This is a genomic window from Bifidobacterium sp. ESL0827 (genome assembly GCF_052606685.1).
In genome coordinates, this window is record NZ_CP199597.1 from 118,628 (window position 1) to 134,885 (window position 16,258).

Annotated in this window: 14 protein-coding genes; 9 read left to right on the top strand and 5 right to left on the bottom strand. The window is 53.2% G+C overall.

Going from position 1 to position 16,258, the window contains the following annotated elements; translation table 11 throughout:
* The first annotated feature begins 96 nt into the window (after positions 1–96).
* The gene (locus ACUIAI_RS00430) at positions 97–1,989 is read left to right on the top strand and encodes a DUF6541 family protein (RefSeq protein ID WP_445342257.1); all 1,893 of its coding nucleotides are present in this window, start codon (positions 97–99) and stop codon (positions 1,987–1,989) included.
* Positions 1,990–2,139: 150 nt separating this feature from the next.
* Here the strand turns inward: ACUIAI_RS00430 and ACUIAI_RS00435 are convergent, their stop codons facing one another.
* Entirely contained in the window at positions 2,140–5,160 is a 3,021-nt protein-coding gene (locus tag ACUIAI_RS00435; RefSeq protein WP_445342258.1) for a DUF4422 domain-containing protein, read from the bottom strand.
* A gap of 162 nt (positions 5,161–5,322) precedes the next feature.
* Here ACUIAI_RS00435 and ACUIAI_RS00440 point away from each other — a divergent pair, with 162 nt between their 5' ends.
* Positions 5,323–6,507 (top strand): nucleotide sugar dehydrogenase, encoded by a 1,185-nt coding sequence (locus tag ACUIAI_RS00440; RefSeq protein ID WP_445342259.1) that lies wholly within the window; start codon positions 5,323–5,325, stop codon positions 6,505–6,507.
* A 59-nt stretch (positions 6,508–6,566) separates the two neighbouring features.
* On the opposite strand, the gene ACUIAI_RS00445 is transcribed toward ACUIAI_RS00440, so the two are convergent.
* A complete protein-coding gene (locus tag ACUIAI_RS00445; RefSeq protein ID WP_445342260.1) occupies positions 6,567–8,447 on the bottom strand; it encodes a DUF4422 domain-containing protein in 1,881 nt (626 codons plus the stop codon).
* Between the two features lie 155 nt (positions 8,448–8,602).
* Here ACUIAI_RS00445 and ACUIAI_RS00450 point away from each other — a divergent pair, with 155 nt between their 5' ends.
* The 7 genes from ACUIAI_RS00450 to rplI all read left to right on the top strand — a co-directional run bounded on the left by ACUIAI_RS00450 (position 8,603) and on the right by rplI (position 13,646).
* On the top strand, positions 8,603–9,430 hold the full coding sequence (locus ACUIAI_RS00450; protein ID WP_046322381.1) for an ABC transporter permease: 828 nt from the start codon (positions 8,603–8,605) through the stop codon (positions 9,428–9,430).
* Positions 9,430–10,695, top strand: a complete 1,266-nt coding sequence (locus ACUIAI_RS00455; protein ID WP_110412388.1) for an ABC transporter ATP-binding protein — start codon at positions 9,430–9,432, stop codon at positions 10,693–10,695. The genes ACUIAI_RS00450 and ACUIAI_RS00455 overlap by 1 nt, the downstream gene beginning before the upstream one ends.
* Positions 10,692–11,714, top strand: coding sequence for a dTDP-glucose 4,6-dehydratase (rfbB, locus tag ACUIAI_RS00460; protein ID WP_445342261.1), 1,023 nt, complete (start codon positions 10,692–10,694; stop codon positions 11,712–11,714). The genes ACUIAI_RS00455 and rfbB overlap by 4 nt, the downstream gene beginning before the upstream one ends.
* A 168-nt stretch (positions 11,715–11,882) precedes the next feature.
* The gene (gene rpsF / locus ACUIAI_RS00465) at positions 11,883–12,179 is read left to right on the top strand and encodes a 30S ribosomal protein S6 (protein WP_015021308.1); all 297 of its coding nucleotides are present in this window, start codon (positions 11,883–11,885) and stop codon (positions 12,177–12,179) included.
* Between the two features lie 100 nt (positions 12,180–12,279).
* Positions 12,280–12,897: a single-stranded DNA-binding protein gene (locus tag ACUIAI_RS00470; RefSeq protein ID WP_211120082.1), complete on the top strand. Its 618-nt coding sequence runs from the start codon at positions 12,280–12,282 to the stop codon at positions 12,895–12,897.
* Between the two features lie 36 nt (positions 12,898–12,933).
* Entirely contained in the window at positions 12,934–13,182 is a 249-nt protein-coding gene (rpsR, locus tag ACUIAI_RS00475) for a 30S ribosomal protein S18 (protein WP_015021310.1), read from the top strand.
* Between the two features lie 14 nt (positions 13,183–13,196).
* Positions 13,197–13,646, top strand: a complete 450-nt coding sequence (gene rplI / locus ACUIAI_RS00480; protein ID WP_445342262.1) for a 50S ribosomal protein L9 — start codon at positions 13,197–13,199, stop codon at positions 13,644–13,646.
* Positions 13,647–13,772: 126 nt separating this feature from the next.
* On the opposite strand, the gene ACUIAI_RS00485 is transcribed toward rplI, so the two are convergent.
* The 3 genes from ACUIAI_RS00485 to ACUIAI_RS00495 form a co-directional block, all read right to left on the bottom strand.
* On the bottom strand, positions 13,773–14,120 hold the full coding sequence (locus ACUIAI_RS00485; protein ID WP_121914342.1) for a phenylpyruvate tautomerase MIF-related protein: 348 nt from the start codon (positions 14,118–14,120) through the stop codon (positions 13,773–13,775).
* Positions 14,121–14,229: 109 nt separating this feature from the next.
* Positions 14,230–14,736 (bottom strand): GtrA family protein, encoded by a 507-nt coding sequence (locus tag ACUIAI_RS00490; protein ID WP_110424928.1) that lies wholly within the window; start codon positions 14,734–14,736, stop codon positions 14,230–14,232.
* Positions 14,737–14,814: 78 nt separating this feature from the next.
* Positions 14,815–16,152 (bottom strand): MFS transporter, encoded by a 1,338-nt coding sequence (locus ACUIAI_RS00495; protein WP_445342263.1) that lies wholly within the window; start codon positions 16,150–16,152, stop codon positions 14,815–14,817.
* Positions 16,153–16,258: the final 106 nt, after the last annotated feature.

Below are 16,258 nucleotides of genomic sequence, written 5' to 3' on the forward strand. Positions count from 1 at the left end.
TAATTCTGGAAAAAATATTTGCTAGAAAATACAGTGTAGGATCGATCATCTAAGCTTAGAACAATGACGTTCGGCAAACTTCTGAGGTGCTTACAGGTGAAGACAGATCTAGCGGAGCAAAAAAGAGCACGGGTTGAATGGTCGAGTAATGCAGTGTTTTCCCTTAAAAGTCATAGACACCATTCAAAACTGTACTGGTCTTACTGCCTGGGTCTTTTACTTGCCTTTCTCATTGTTGTAAGTTGGTTACCTAAAACTTGGAGCATGTGGAACCTGCCTATCCAGGCTATTGATGCGCCCTCGCACTATTACTTCATTCGGAAGCTTACGCAGAACGGGTTGTCGGTCGTGTGGGAGCTTAACCCCAATGACAGTTTTTATCCACCCCTGTTTCATGTTTTAGTCTACGTATTGCTTACTGTATCGAGCTGGTTGGGGATCCAGATCAATGTATTTACTGGACTTAATTTGATATGGCTTGTAACCTCGGGTCTTCTTTTTCCCATGGGTATGTTGCTGTGGTGCTCTTATTTTTATTTAGATGCTTCAAAGAGATGTCGGATCATCCTTAATATTGCGGTGCCAGTGCTATCCGTGGTATCGGTGGCCCACCCCTATTGGATGTTGAACGCCGGACCTCTTATTGCTTATGGGCTTGCTACCTCGATCCTGCCTTTTCTGATGTATTCCAGTCTTAGGTTAATGGATGCAGTCACTATACAGAGCGAACGCACAGTTGCTCACGTACTCCGTTGGTCTCTGCTGACAATTGTTCTCATCTTGCTGATGTTATTAGCTCACCCTCGAGTGGCATTTACCTATTTGGTCTTCATAGGTCCTTTTATACTGGTGAAAATGTCAAAAAAAGACATTCTCTGCTTCCTTCTATGCATATTTCTTGCAGCGGGGCTTTTCTTTGCCTATGTCTCTCACCGTGATCACGGCAAGGATTACCTGCATCCTTCGTCATGGTTCCATACCTTTCGCCCTACCAGAAGCCTTGGCAATGCGGTGAAGACAGTTTTGACTGACGCTATTCCTGGCCTTGCAGGCATCTTTATGGCAATTTTGGTTTGTATATGTTTTATTGCAGTCTTGTTGCTTTGCGGGGAGCGTTTTTGTGATGCACTTGCTGTGGATGGAGCATTTCTTCTTACTGCTCTGATCTTCGTTTCCAGTTCTGCACTTACTGGGCCTGTGGCCAACGTGATCACTGCTGCCTGGTACCGTGGCGAGACTCGGCCCCTGACCATGATACCTTTGGCGGTTGTTCCCCTGCTGGCCTTTGGCCTGCGTTGCCTTCTTGAGTCTCGTCCTGTCAGAAGCCTGAAGACGCAAGCTCTATTCCGACCAGTTTCACCGCAGGTTCAACTCTCGCCTGTCGGTGTGATCACGGTGTTGCTTCTGGTCGTAGTTTTGGTGCTCTGCTCGTGTTTTGAACCAGCAAAAAAGCAATTGTCAGCCATAGTCGCTGGTAGCACGAATATCGAAACGCAAACTCCAGGGGAGCAATTGAGCCACGATAAATACTATGCTTTGAAGAAGGTGCACGAGTTAGTGGAAGACAATGCTGTAGTGGTGTCTGACCCCTTGAATGGCTCCATGTATGGAATGGCTCTCTACGGAATGGATATGCTGTATCCAGTATATAATCCCATGGATACGAAAAATGGCCAGGTGTTTGGAAGGGTGGAGCGTGCATTCGCCTCAGGTGATTCCGAACGCTTGCTGCATACGGTGTGCCCTGTCGTGACCAGCTATAAGGCAAAGAGCCAACCTGAAGAAAGGAGCAACAAGTACTTTTTGACCATGGGTCCACAATCTCCAAGCCTGCGTATGTTCACCTACAAGGCGCAGTACTATCCCTTCCATGACGACCGTTTGATCAATGAATATGAACAACGGGGAACACTGGTAAAAATCAGTGCCCTTGATTCTCCCAATGAGCCGGGCAGTCAATGGAATCTGTATCGATTCGCATGCAGATGAGCAATCTATGCGTCTTATATTTAGGGCTTGAGAGGTAGTTGTCGGTTATAGGATTGGGATGCATACGAACAGTGTGCCTTGCACTGCTGCTGAAAGAAATCAGACGCTGCCGACCTTCTTCACAGAAGGACCGGCAGCGTCTGGATTGAGCTAGTGCCGACCTTCCACTGCCCTGGCTACCGTTTTCAAGATCTCGCGACGGGCGCTGCCGATCGGGGCGATAGGGTCTACCAACCTGCGGAGTCCATTGTCCTCAGCAATCACGCGTTCATGCTGTGCCACCTGTATCTGATTATGGGAGGATCCAGACAGGTGCTGTATCAGGCTCTCATAGAAGGGGGTTTGTCTGGCGTAGGACCAATACACGTCAGCCAGGTCACAACTGGCATCATTCCAAGGCTTTATGAATCCAGCGTAGTGAATAATCCTTGGCTGCTTACGGGACTGGAGGTAGTCGCGGTAGGCATTGGCTGGTGCATGGCTGAATATACGCTCCAGCCTGGTGTCACAGTCATGTATCACGTTCCATGGCCAATCCAGGTAAGTCACCCGACCCTGGCATTGGGCGTTGAGAACATCCTGGTCGTTGTAAATGAACCTGGAATTCGAAGACAGCCGCAGCCATTCCGGCAGGGAGTGGAGCTTTCGCATCTCAGCAGTGTTCAGCAACAGCACGCCTGCCTGGAAGTAGGAATAAGGATCCCGCATGCCTAATACCTGCCTGCTGTAGCGCAACCGCTTGCCATCCTTGTTGTTCAAGTTGCCCAGGTAATCGATATCGTGGATAGCCGCTAAGAGATCAGTACCCAGATTTGTGTTGTAGAGTTCTGCAATATCGTCGTTCACTACCAAGTCTGAATCCAGATACAAAACCTTGTCATAAAAAGGCAGGACGGTCTGGATGATAAAGCGGTAGTAGGTTTCGATGCTGATGTGTTGGTTGGAGGTTGTCAGGTGGCAGCCGGCAATTTCACGTTCCACATTCACGAAGCGCAGGGTGATGTTGGGGGAGGACACAAGGAACTTCCTCATGACCGCCTTATGCTGTTTGCTGATGTCCCTTTCCAGAACGACAATATCGTAGTGATACTTGTCTGATGCGTTTGACAGCAGCGAGTATATGGCTGTAGTCAGCATGGGGACATAGGCGTCATTGGCCGCGAAGACTACCGGAATGATCTTTTTTGCATTGTCGGCAAGTTCAAGAGGCCTGCAGATCGTCTGCTGTTCGGGGTGGGTAAAATGAACGCATTGCAGTTCTTTGGTACGCAATGTGGGCTTGATCCGGCGCTGGTGAATAAGCCAGATGTTGAAAAGCCGCTCGGCCAGATGGCCCGGCGTGCGCAGACCCTCCTGGCTGTATGCGGACATGTCGGTGCTCCGCTCGAATTCGTCGAGTATGGGGAACAGCCACTGGCAGTATGCGAAGAAGAGGTCCTTGCGCATAATAAACATATTGCAGAAGCAGGAATAATGCCCATGCAGATACTGCTTGACGTCATCGCTATAGTCAGGGTGCGACTTCATGACGATGGCGCAGGCCTTTTGCAAATCCTTCAGGTACAGGTCCGGTGCGGCCCTGTACAGAGCCAGCGGGCTGCCCCAATTGTCGATAGTTGTTCGAAGGTCCTTGATGCCGGTGGTGATAACGTCATAGCCTTTGACAGTTGCGGAGATAGTTGCGTCGTCCAGGCCATATCGCTTGATGGCGGCATCGTCGATATAGTCATCCATGATTTCCCCGTAAGGGTTCTCCCTGTGGGTGTCCTTGGAGAAATCGAAGTATCGACGGTAATGACAGAAGCCGTAATAGTCAGCGTCGACGTTTTTCCATGCCCAATACTGCGTGGTGAGTTCGCAGTATCTGGGGTTCTTCTCTGAGATGTTAATGCCGTCATCATCGTGCAGGGTATTCTTCATCCTTGCCTTTGTAAGGCCAGGGCCTACCTGCACGGGTTGCAGGATCTCGGACTTGGGGATGTCGACTTTTTTATGCGTTGTTACGAAAATCCTGATGCGCTGTCGGTCATAGGCATCAAGCGTCTGTCGGGCCTGGAGATCGCTCAGGTGTTCATTGGCCTTGCTGCGCATGCTTTGATAGCGTTCAAGCTGCAGAGGAGGAGCGGAGTTCACAAATATCCTGTCTGCTATGGCCTTCCAACCCCACAGTGGGTCCGTGTCATCAATGGCGGATTGCTGATCAAGAAAGTCATATGCTCTATCTCGAATAAAGCGATAGATCTCCCTGCCGGTGATGGCGGGGCCAAAAATGTCGCTCATTTCTTGGGCGGCCTCTGCCTTATGCTCATCATCGATGCGCAGCAACCAGTCATTGGCCAGTATCTCTGTGCCCTTATGCTCGAAGCCCAGGGCGCATTTCTGCAATATGGCCGAGTGCTGGCTGTTGGCGAAATCATACGCAGCTGCAAAGTTTGATTGGAATTCCCGGCAATATCGTGCATACAGCTTGGGGGTAATCTGTGCGGTGCCGCTGATTCCACGGCCATAGTAATAGCGGTATCCCCTGCATTCCTTGATTGGCTGATAAGACTGCGCAAGCGCTGAGGTGACAAAACACTCGTACCCATCCTGGGAGCGGCCTAGGCGATTGTCGGTCATGGCGGCAAAGGCTTTCTTGAGCAGAGCCGTTTTATAGAGCCGCTGGGTGAACCGCCAGTCAACCTGTTGTCCGCGGTCTTCATCAAAAATATCGCGAACGATATCGAGGCCCTGGCTTGGCTTGGTGGGTTTGTTGTTAAAGTTCTCGAAATCTTGCCGTTCTTTGTCCAGGGTGCCGTTCGCTGCAATCGCAGTGATGCCAAAATGCATGATGTCAGCAGGGTGAAGGTCTATGGCTTCTGACAGCTCGCTTAGCATGGAAGGCGCCAGGGCATCGTCGCCATCCAGGAAGAAGGTATACTCACCCTTGGCTTCTTGTGCACCAGTGCGTCTGGTCAAATGGGTGCCCATATTGCTGGGGTGCTCCACCAATCGGATTCTCTCGTCTTTGCCGGCTGCTTCCGCTGCAACGGCCGCCGTGTTGTCCGTGCTTGCGTCATTGATGACCAGAGCTTCGAAGTCCTTGTAATCTTGTGAGCTGATGCTGGCAAGGCATTCCGGAAGGTACCTGCCCACGTTGTAGGCGGGAATTACGACTGAGATCTTTGGCATATAGCTGGCATCTCCTTGTATAGCTAATCGAGGGCGACGAAGTCTTTACGTATCTTACCTGGATGCCGCAATAGGCTGGAGCATAACCATTGAATATTCAGCTGGATTACACAACTGGTTCCCTGGCACTTTCAGTATGGAATGAACTGTAGACTGTTAGGTATGAAAATAACGATCGTAGGTACTGGCTATGTCGGTCTGTCCTTGGCCTGTCTGTTGTCGCAGCACAATGAGGTGCGAGCCTTGGATGTTCTGAAGGACAAGGTCGATGCCATCAACCAAGGGCAATCGCCCATCAAGGATTCTGAGATCAGTGCTTTTCTTGCTTCCGGAAAATGCGACCTGCAAGCTACGCTGGATTCTGACTGGGCTTACGAGGAGCCGGATTTCATCGTTCTTGCCACTCCGACCGATTATGACGAGGAGCGCAATTACTTTGATACCTCATCAATCGAGCAGGAGCTCCAGAGGTTGGATGAGCGGCAGACCCAGGCTTGCATCGTCATCAAATCGACTGTTCCGGTAGGGTATACCGAGACCATATGCAAGCGTTATCCGCAATTGCGCATTGTGTTCTCACCCGAGTTTCTTCGCGAGGGCCATGCGCTTGCCGACAACCTGCATCCATCGAGGATTGTCGTTGGCATACCTGCCGACCACATGCATGACTGGAGGCATTATGGTGAGCAGTTCGCTCAGCTGCTCCAGCAGGGCGCTGAGGATGACGTAATTCCTTGCCTGTTGCTCCGGGCCACTGAGGCAGAGGCCATCAAGCTCTTCTCAAACACCTATTTAGCACTGAGGATTTCGTACTTCAACGAAATGGACACCTACGCCGATGTTCGTGGCTTGGACACGGCACAGATCATCAAGGGCGTGTGCCTGGATCCGCGGATTGGCGATTACTACAACAACCCTTCATTCGGCTATGGCGGGTATTGCCTGCCCAAGGACTCCAAGCAGTTGCTGGCCAACTACAAGGATGTGCCGCAGACCCTGATCAAGGCCGTGGTTGAATCCAACGATACGCGAAAGCGGTTCATAGCGGAGCAAATCGCCTCTCGCAAGCCAAAACTGGCTGGAATCTACCGGCTGGTCATGAAGAAAGGTTCGGATAACTTCCGTGCAAGTTCCATCCAGGGCATCATGGAGTACCTGGATAGCCTGGGTGTGGATTTCATCATTTACGAGCCCATGGCTGCGGATAGTTTCGCTGGGCATAGGGTGACCCATGATCTCGATGAATTCAAGGCCTCATGTGATCTGATCGTGTGCAACCGGATGACTGAGGAATTGAACGATGTGGCAGACAAGGTCTATACCCGCGATTTGTGGCATCGAGAGTAAACGCGGTCAATTGCCTATGCGCAGCGTCAGGACGCTTTCCAGGTGCAAAACACTGCTGTTTACGCTTTGTGCAGTATGACTCGCAGCAATGATTTGACGCGGGAGCGCCTCTTGGAGCCGATCGGCAGTATTTTGTCGGCATACTGCCTAAGAGGGCTGTCTTCGGTAATAAGACGTTTATGATGTCCGGTCGAAAGAGATCCGGTCTTGGTCATGATCGCCAGTATCTGGTGGAAAAGCGGGGAGTGCCGGACGTACAGCCAATACCAGGCGGATAGGTCACACCAAGGATCCAGCCAGGGCTTGTCGAAGCCGGCATAATGAACAATATAGGGCTCCTCACGGGCTTGCGCATATTCCTTGAATGCTTGTGCAGGCGCATACCGAAAGACCGTCTCGACACGGTCGTTGCAATCGTGCAGGACGTTCCACCGACCGTCAAGGAACCTGACTTTTCCTTGACATTCCATATTGAGTATGTCCTGATCGTTGTATATGTAGTGAGGGTTTGCTGCCAGCCGCATCCATTCGTCGGTGGTGTGTATTGTTCGGAGAGCCTTCAGGTTCATCACCAGCACCCCGGCCTGGAAGTATGAATACGGATGCTTCAGATGCAACACATTGCGGGCGTATTGCAGACGCTTGCCATCGGAATACCCCAGGTTGCCTAAAAAGTCCAGATCTTTGACTGCTGCCACAGCGTAATGCCTGACGTCGGTATCGTAGAGCTCGGCTATGTCTCGGTTGACAACCAGATCGGAGTCCAGATACACAACCTTGTCGTATTGAGGCAGCACCTCCTGGATCAGGAATCGGTAATAGGTTTCATTGCTGATAAAACCGTTATTGGTCGTCAGAGCCCTGCCAGCCATACGCTGCCGTACATTAAGGAAATGCAAAGAACACCAGGGGTATTTTGCGAATATCCCTGTAAGGATCTTTTTACTTTCCTTTGATATATCCTGCTCCAGGACAGTGATGCGGTATCGACGATTCGCTGATGAATTGCGTAGTATGGACGTCAATGTCGTGGCCAGCATAGGCACATAGGCATTGTCAGCCGCCAGTACCACGGGTACAGCCGTGTCGCTTGCGCTTGCCGGTTCAGCGGTTTCCTGAGCATCGGGATAGCGGAAGTGCACGCATCCCAGTTGCTTGATTTGCCAATTCCCGCTGATGCGTTGATGATGGCGAAGGAAGATGTTCAGCAGCCTTTCGGCCAGGTGTCCTGGCGTTCTCATGCGTTCGATGTCGGCCGTAGATGCATCCCATATGGCCGTGAACTTTTGCAGGAGCGGAAACAGCCACTGGCAATATTGGCGGAAGATTGCTTTCTTCATTATGAACATGTTGCAGAAAGAACCCTTGTCGCCGTGCAATACAGTATCCGCATCCTGCTTGTAGTCAGGGTAATTCTTGCAAAGGATTTCATACATCAGGCGGAGGTCGCCGACTCGCAGGTGATCGTTGCCTGCATAATGCTGGATCAGCGAATGATACCCCCCCATGGCTTCAACATTGTTGACGGGAGAAGTAATGACATCCCAGCCGGTCACCTGGCGCTTGATGGATTCATCATCCAAGCCATACCGCCGTGCAGCGGCCTCGTCGATGAAGTCGTCCATGATTTCGCCGTAGTCGTTGGCCTGGTGGGGCACGCCGCTGAAATCGAAGTAGCGACGGTAGTGGCAGAATCCGTAGTAATCGGCATCGACGTTTTTCCAAGCCCAATATTGCGCAGTGAGCTCGCAATACATGGCATTGAGCGAAGAAATCGAGTCTCCGCTGTCGTCGTGAAGCATATGCGGGAGCTTTTCCGGTGCCTGCGCTGTTCCGACTTGCAGGAGACTGATCGCATCGCATTGCGGGACTGCAACGCGTGTACGGGTGGCTACATAGATTTTTATACGCTGCCCGTTTTGCCTGTCCTCGTTATTCATGCCGAATAAGACTCCTCGCTCGGTGGTTGGTACTTATGTTACTTCCCAATTGTGGGCTTCCTGTTTATATAAGGTAATAACCGCTGCCTTGCAAGAGGTTCCCTGCGATAATGAGCCTTTGCGCTATTGGACGAGTTCAGTAGAATAGGAGTTTTGTGAAAGCTTCTTTAAAGCGACTACAGCAAAGGTATCGCTACTCGTTTATCGTTTTCAAAGAGTTGGTGAAGACAGATTTTCAACTTCGGTACCAAGGGTCCTTCCTGGGTGTACTGTGGTCAGTTCTCAAGCCACTGATGCTGTTCTGCGTCATGTATGTGGTCTTTGTGAGATTCCTTCATTTCACCGACGGAACGCCCACATTCCCCATTGTTCTGCTTTGCGGCACCTGCCTGTGGAGTTTCTTCTCGGAAGCCACCAGCATGGGGCTGCAATCGATTGTCAACCGTGGAGACCTGCTGCGTAAGGTTCATTTTCCTACATACATCATCGTAGCGTCAGTCACGATGGGGTCCATGATCAGCCTGGCCATCAACCTGGGCGTGGTCATCGTTTTCGGGCTGTTCACTACGGCTCATTTCACATGGAGGATTCTCTTGGTCCCCCTCAATGTTTTTCAGCTCTATATCCTTGCCCTGGGCATTGCCATGATCCTATCTACGATGTTCGTTTATTATCGTGATATCGCCCATATTTGGGAAGTGGTTCTTCAGGCTATGTTTTATGCTGTTCCCATTATCTACCCGTTGTCCATGGTGCAAAAGAATTATCCTTTAATTGCAAAATTCATGCTATTGGATCCCGCAGCCCAGGTCATCATGGACGTGCGTCATAATCTCATTTCTCCTGAGAACGTGCCCACTGTTTGGACCCTGTACGGCAATAAGCTGTTTGCTTTCATTCCTTTGCTATTGACAGTTCTTATTTTCATGTTCGGCCTGTATGTATTTCGGTCGCATAGCAGAAAATTCGCGGAGGTTCTGTAATGCAAGATGTTGATCAGTTTGATGATCGGCCAGTCGTGCTCTCTGTTGACCATGTGGCCAAGTCTTTCAGGTTGCCAACCGAGCAGGCCACTGGCCTAAAGCAGGCTTTCATCAACTGGACCAAGGGAATCAAAGGGTACAGAGAGCAGGTCGTCCTCAAAGACATCAACTTCCAAGTCCATCAGGGTGATTTCTTCGGCATCGTGGGAAGAAATGGCTCGGGCAAGTCCACCCTGCTGAAAATCATCTCGGGCATATATGTGCCGGAACACGGCAGTGTGGATATTCAAGGCAAGTTGGTGCCGTTCATCGAGCTTGGCGTGGGTTTCAATCCTGAATTGACCGGCCGGGAGAACGTTTTTTTGAATGGCGCGCTTCTCGGCTTCTCTCATGACCAAGTAGCAGCCATGTACGACGAAATCGTCGATTTTGCCGAGCTGGGCGAATTCATGGATCAGAAGCTCAAAAACTACTCCAGCGGCATGCAGGTCAGACTGGCCTTTTCCGTGGCCATCAAGGCACAAGGCGACATTCTGGTGCTTGATGAGGTTTTGGCAGTCGGTGATGAGGCCTTCCAGCGCAAATGCGATAATTTCTTCACTGAAATCAAGAAAGATCCGACTAAAACGGTCATTCTCGTTACGCATAGCATGGATTCCGTCAAGAAATACTGCAACAAAGCCATCCTGATCCGTGACGGCGAGATCGTGGTTTCTGGCGATAAGAATGATGTTGCCAGCCAGTACACCTTGGAGAACCTCCAGGCTGGGCAGAAAAAAACGGAAAAGAAGGTGGAAAAGGAAAAGCAGACCCATGAGCCGGGACTGAGCGATCAGGTACCTATCTTTAGGGTCTTGCCAGTATCGCCTCAGCTGCTTACCTGTGACGACACCTTTAAGTTCGATGTGGAGTATGACTATCGGGGCGACAGCGACTTCTACATACCCATGTCGGTCATGGATACCGGTCGGGGAGGGGTCCCCTTCGATTGCGGAGCCCACTTCCACGTCAATGCCCCAGGGCATCATCTGGTTCATTTTTCCATGCCGCTCAAGCTCTTTAATGATGGGAACTTCCGCATCATTGCCTCTATGCGGATCATCCCTGACGTTACTAACCTTTCCAACTACGACCAGCTCGCTTTCACCAGCGATGAGAACGCCTGCGATTTTGTAGTGCGCAATCATGGCACTACCAATTTTGCAGGCCTGATCAACGACAGAAGCATGGAGATCGTCCGTACCGGCATGGAGGACATGGATTGACGGATAAGGATGAAGTTGCCAGCCTTCTTGTCACCGGAGGGGCAGGTTTTATTGGCTCCAACTTCGTTCGATATCTTGCCCGAGTGAGTCCGCAGGCGAAGGTCGTTGTTCTGGATAAGATGACCTACGCCGCAAATCCGCATAATCTGGATGGTTTGTCGCGCAAGCCCATAGTGATCAGGGGTGATATCTGCGATTCATCTTTGGTTGAGCAAATCGTCGAGCAGCATCATATTAATGGAATCATCCATTTTGCAGCGGAATCGCATAATGACAATTCCATCAGGGATGCTGCTCCCTTTATTCATACCAACGTTTATGGGACCTACGTTCTTCTGGAGGCCGCGAGACGCCATGACCTGCGTTTTCATCATGTATCTACGGATGAGGTCTTTGGCGATACATCCGTTGAGGATGTGACGAGATTTGATGAGAGCAGTCCCTATTGTCCATCGAGTCCGTATTCGGCGACGAAGGCGGCCTCTGATCATCTGGTCAGGGCCTGGTGGAGGACTTACGGCACCAGAGTGACCATAACGAACAGCTCAAACAACTATGGTCCATTCCAGCACGTGGAAAAGTTCATTCCCCGGCAAATAACCAATATTCTGACGGGTCACAGGCCCAAGCTGTATGGCCAGGGCGAGGATGTTCGGGACTGGCTCAGCGTAGAGGATGATTGCAGAGCCATCTGGGATGTTTACCGTCGGGGTCGTTTGGGGCAGACCTATCTGGTTGGAGCGGATAATCGCCTCAGCAATCTCGCTGTGGTTCGGATGATTCTGGCAATGATGAACCGGCCTCTTGACGAGGTGGAGTTTGTAAGGGATAGGCCGGGAGCTGACAGAAGATACGCTATTGATGCCTCAAAAATACGGCGCGAGTTGGGGTGGAAGCCTCTTCAGGCCGATTTCGCCAAGAGTCTTCAGGCCACTATTGAATGGTACAAAAGGCATGAATCGTGGTGGATGCCTGCAAAACAAACAACGGAATTGCTGTATCGGCAAGAAGGCCACTGAAATCTCTGATCCAAGGACCTGAACCCGATGGTGTCAACCTGCCAGGTTGTCTGGCACGATAGATAATATATGGCTTATCTGTCTATGTATAAGTTGCATAGCGGGTTGATGTGCTACACCCTCCTGTCACGGAAGGCCCGTGACCTGTAAGTCCAAAGGAGGTGGGTGATGTCTGCGCATAAGTATGAATTGATGTTCATTGCCGATCCGGCCATGGATGAGCGCTCGCTGAAGAAGCTGACCGACCAGTATCTCGAGGTGGTCACCAAGGAAGGCGGCTCTGTCGACAATATCGATGTCTGGGGCCGTCGCAAGCTAGCCTATGAGATCGACAAGCACAAGGAAGGCAACTACGTGGTGGTTGAGTACACCTGCGAGCCCTCCGCCAGCGCCGAGCTTGATCGTGTACTGAACCTGAACGAGTCCGTCATCCGTACCAAGATTCTCCGCAAGGACGACAAGTAAGCAAACAGCAAAAGGACGTCGAAGCGTCGAAGGTCCAAGGGTGCGGGATTCGCCCCAACAGGCTCATTCCCAAATCCTCACTCCGAGGAAAGGTCGTGACATGGCGGGAGATACATACATCACCGTGGTGGGCAATCTCACTGCGGATCCGGAGGTGCGTACGACCTCCAATGGAGGCACGGTGGCCAATCTGACCATCGCGTCCACGCCCAGGCAGTTCAATAGGAACTCGGGGCAGTGGGAGGATGGCGACTCGCTCTTCATGCGTTGCTCTGCCTGGGATTCCACCTACAGCCCCATGGCCTCCAACATTCAGGCCAGCCTGACCAAGGGCATGAGGGTTATCGCTCAGGGTCGTCTGGTACAGCGCTCTTATCAGGATCGTGAGGGCAATAACCGGACGGTTGTGGAGCTGCGTCTGGACGAGATTGGACCTGCCTTGACACGGAACACCGCCCAGGTCACTAGGAACGCTAACACTGGTGGCGGTGGATCCCGCGGTGGTTTCGCCGGCTCCAACAATGGTGGCTACCAGGGCGGGGCTTCCTACCAGGGCGGCGCCAGCGCGGCATCGGCCCCCATGGGTCGTCAGCAGCCAGCGCAGAGCCAGCAGGCCCCTGCTCAGGATCCCTGGTCATCGACTGGGTCCGGCGATTCCTTCGGATCCTTCGGTTCCACCGGCGAGTTCGGTGGTTCCGGGGACGAACCCGAATTCTGAAGTTTCATAGCGTCATCATTCATTTAAGGAGTACCAATGTCACGTAAAAGGCCGCAACCGCCGGTCAAGCCCTTCAAGAAGAAGCCGAATCCTCTGAGGGCCGCCAAGATTCATACCATCGATTACAAGGACGTGGCTCTGCTGCGGAAGTTCATCTCTGACCGCGGCAAGATTCGTTCCCGTCGCATCACCGGCGTCACCGTCCAGGAGCAGCGCGAGATCTCCAAGGCCATCAAGAACGCCCGCGAGATGGCCCTGCTGCCCTACGCCACCAACGGTCGCTGAGGGAGGTCTGGATTATGGCAAAGGAAACCAAGGTAATTCTGACCGATACCGTGACCGATCTGGGTCACAAGGGCGACGTTGTCGCAGTCAAGCCCGGTTATGCGCGCAACTTCCTGATTCCTCAGGGCCTGGCTTTCGCCTGGTCCAAGGGCGCTGCTGCGCAGATCGAGTCCCTGCAGCGGGCCCGTCGCGCCAAGTCCATGGCCACCCGTGAGGATGCCGTGGCTGCCAAGGCCGCCATCGATGGGCAGACCGTCGAGATCGCAGCCAAGGTGTCCGATTCAGGCAAGCTCTTCGGCGGCATTTCCAACGATGCCATCGCCCAGGCTCTTCGCCCCCTGGCCGACGTCGATCCCCGCTCCATCTCCGTGGACACCATCAAGACCACTGGCGAGTTCCCGGCAACCGTAGCTCTGCACCCCGAGATCTCGGCCGCTTTCACGGTCAAGGTCGTCGCTGAGTAGCAAATCCGACCCCGATTATCCCATTAACGATCCTTTGAAATAGGGATCTGGGCTTAAGCAGGAGGCCTTCCCGCAGCAGATTATGCGCGGGAAGGCCTCCTTATGCGTTACAGGGGATTACTCAATTTAGAAATTGCCGCCGTTCCAACCCCAGTCAGTAGTGGCCGTGTAACGGATGTAGGTGCGGTCCTTGGGGATGGACAGCTCCGATTCCAATGTGTCCATGATGGTCTTGGTCAGGCTTTCCCAGGCGGACTTGGGCACGTCGCTGCCGAAGACGTTGACTTCCACATAGGCGGCAGGCTTGCTGTCGTTACCGCCGAAGTAGATGGGCATGTCCGACTCGAAGGGGCACATGAGCCAGCCTTCGGACTTGCCGGGGACAGCGGTGATGGCCTTGCCGTAGGCTGTCTTGATCCGTTCACGCTGTTCGGCGGTGATGGGTGTACTTACGTGAGTGTGGATAACGGGCATGGTGCTTCCTTTCCGGTCCGTCTGGCATGGCCTAATCAGGATGATTCGATCCGTCTGACGGATGGCTGACTATTCCCGTCCCATAGTAGCCTTGACTGGAAAGGTTGGCTCAGTGCCAGCCAAAGGGCTGGTGACGCAGGGACCAGGCTCCCAGACGGTGGGCCACCGAACGCGGGTTGACCGGCTTGCCAGGTGCAGGCGCGTCCAGCAGCCACTTGCGGATCAGGAAGTTCCAGATGGCCACCACGACGGTGGCAGTGATCTTGGCGATGTTGGCATGGAGCAGGTAGCGGGCGTGCATGGTGGTGATGGCATCCGGCGGCAGCATGGCAGTGCCCATCCATAGGATCACCTCATTGATTCCCAGGCCGATGACTGAGGAGACCAGGAAGACTGTCATTTCCATCCACCGGGCCATGTCCTCCCGATGCTTGAAGACATAGCGCATGCTGGCCAGGTAATTGAAAACCAGGGAGATTAGGAAGGAGATGGCTCCGGCCAGGACATTGTTCAGGTGCGGCCCCATGATCAGCAGGTTCATGATGCCGATGTCGATCAGGAAAGCGATGACGCCCACGATGCCGAACTTGAGCAGCTGTCCGATTAATCTACGCACGGTAGCCCATTCAATCATTCCTCCTGTGCTGACGGAGTGTCTGGAACCGCTTGTGCGCAAAAGCCTTACGTTACGCCTTCAGGCGGGCAGCTCGGTCAGGATGGGCTCCTCAGTGCTGTTGCGAATCTGACGGAAGCCTACAAAGGCGATGGCCAACGAGGCCAGAGCCAGAGTAGTGACCACTCCGAACCCGCCCTGGGACCCGTAACGGTCGATGAATTGCCCGGCCACAGCCGAACCGGCGGAAGAACCGATCGAATTCATGGCGCTCAGCCAGGCCATGCCTTCGGTGAAGCGGATGGGCGGCACCAGGTGGAGCATGAGCTGGTTGCCGTTGATCCATGTGGGCGCCTGGCAGACACCGATGATCAGGTAGATGACCATGATAGTCCACAGATTCCTGGCGAACATGAAGGTTCCGATGCCCAGGTTGACCACTAGCAGGCAGAAGTAAAAACGCTTCCAGAGGGGAATGGTCCAGTTCTTGGCACCGTAGAGCAGGGCGCCGACCAGGGAGCTGAAGGAGAAGCAGGCGAAGACAAACCCGGTCATCTGCTTCATCCCCTGCTCGGTGGCGAAGGCGATGATGGAGATGGATGCCGCACTCTGGAAGGCTCCCAGGCCGAACCAGGTGGCACAGACGGCAATCATGCCGGCGCTCCAGAAGGCCCCGCTGCGGCCGTTCCCGCCCTCCTGGGTCCGAAGACGAGCCACCTGCTGAGCCTGCCGTTCCCGGTACTTCTTGCGGGTGATGCCCTGGGCGCGGGCCATGTCCGTCTGCGAAGGCGGCTCGGTTTCTCGACAGGAGAGGAACATAAAGGCTCCCACCAGCACGCAGATTCCGGTGAAAGAGAAAGCCAACACGCCCGAAATGACCGCCAGTATGGAAGCCAGTGGGTTGCCGATCACCCACATGGCCTCGTCGAAGACCCCTGACAGGGACAGGGCCTGGTTGGTGGCACGGTGGTCGCCGCGTAGCATATGCGTCCACCTGCTACGGCTCATGGCTCCCCAGGGCGGAATGGCCGCCATGAAGGGGGTGACCAAATAGAGCACCCAGGTGGGAGCGTGGGCGGTAATGGCCGTGATCAGGACCGTAGCCGCCACAACCCAGACCAGAACCGTGGGGATGGAGACCTGCCGCTGGCCGAACTTGTCAACCATCTTGCCCAGCATGGGGCTGACCAGGGCCAGGGCCACAGCCTGGATCGCAGTCAGGGCGCCGGCCAGGGAATAACTGCCGTAGTAGTGTTGCACCGAGATAGTGATGGTCATGCCCACCATGGGGAAAGGCATGGAGGCAATGACCGACCCTACTGCGAACCGCGCCGTATGAGGCAGTCGCAGAAGCGCTGAGTATCCTCCGAAGACTCTGTGACCGGCTTCGACCAGAGCCGCCTTCAATTGCCGTGGCATGGGTTGTTCGTCTCGCTTTCCCTGGGTGTCTTCACGGTCCCGAAGCATGTTTTCCGCAAGAACTTTAGACGCATGGAGAGGAAGCGGGGGTGCTGGGGGGACTGCT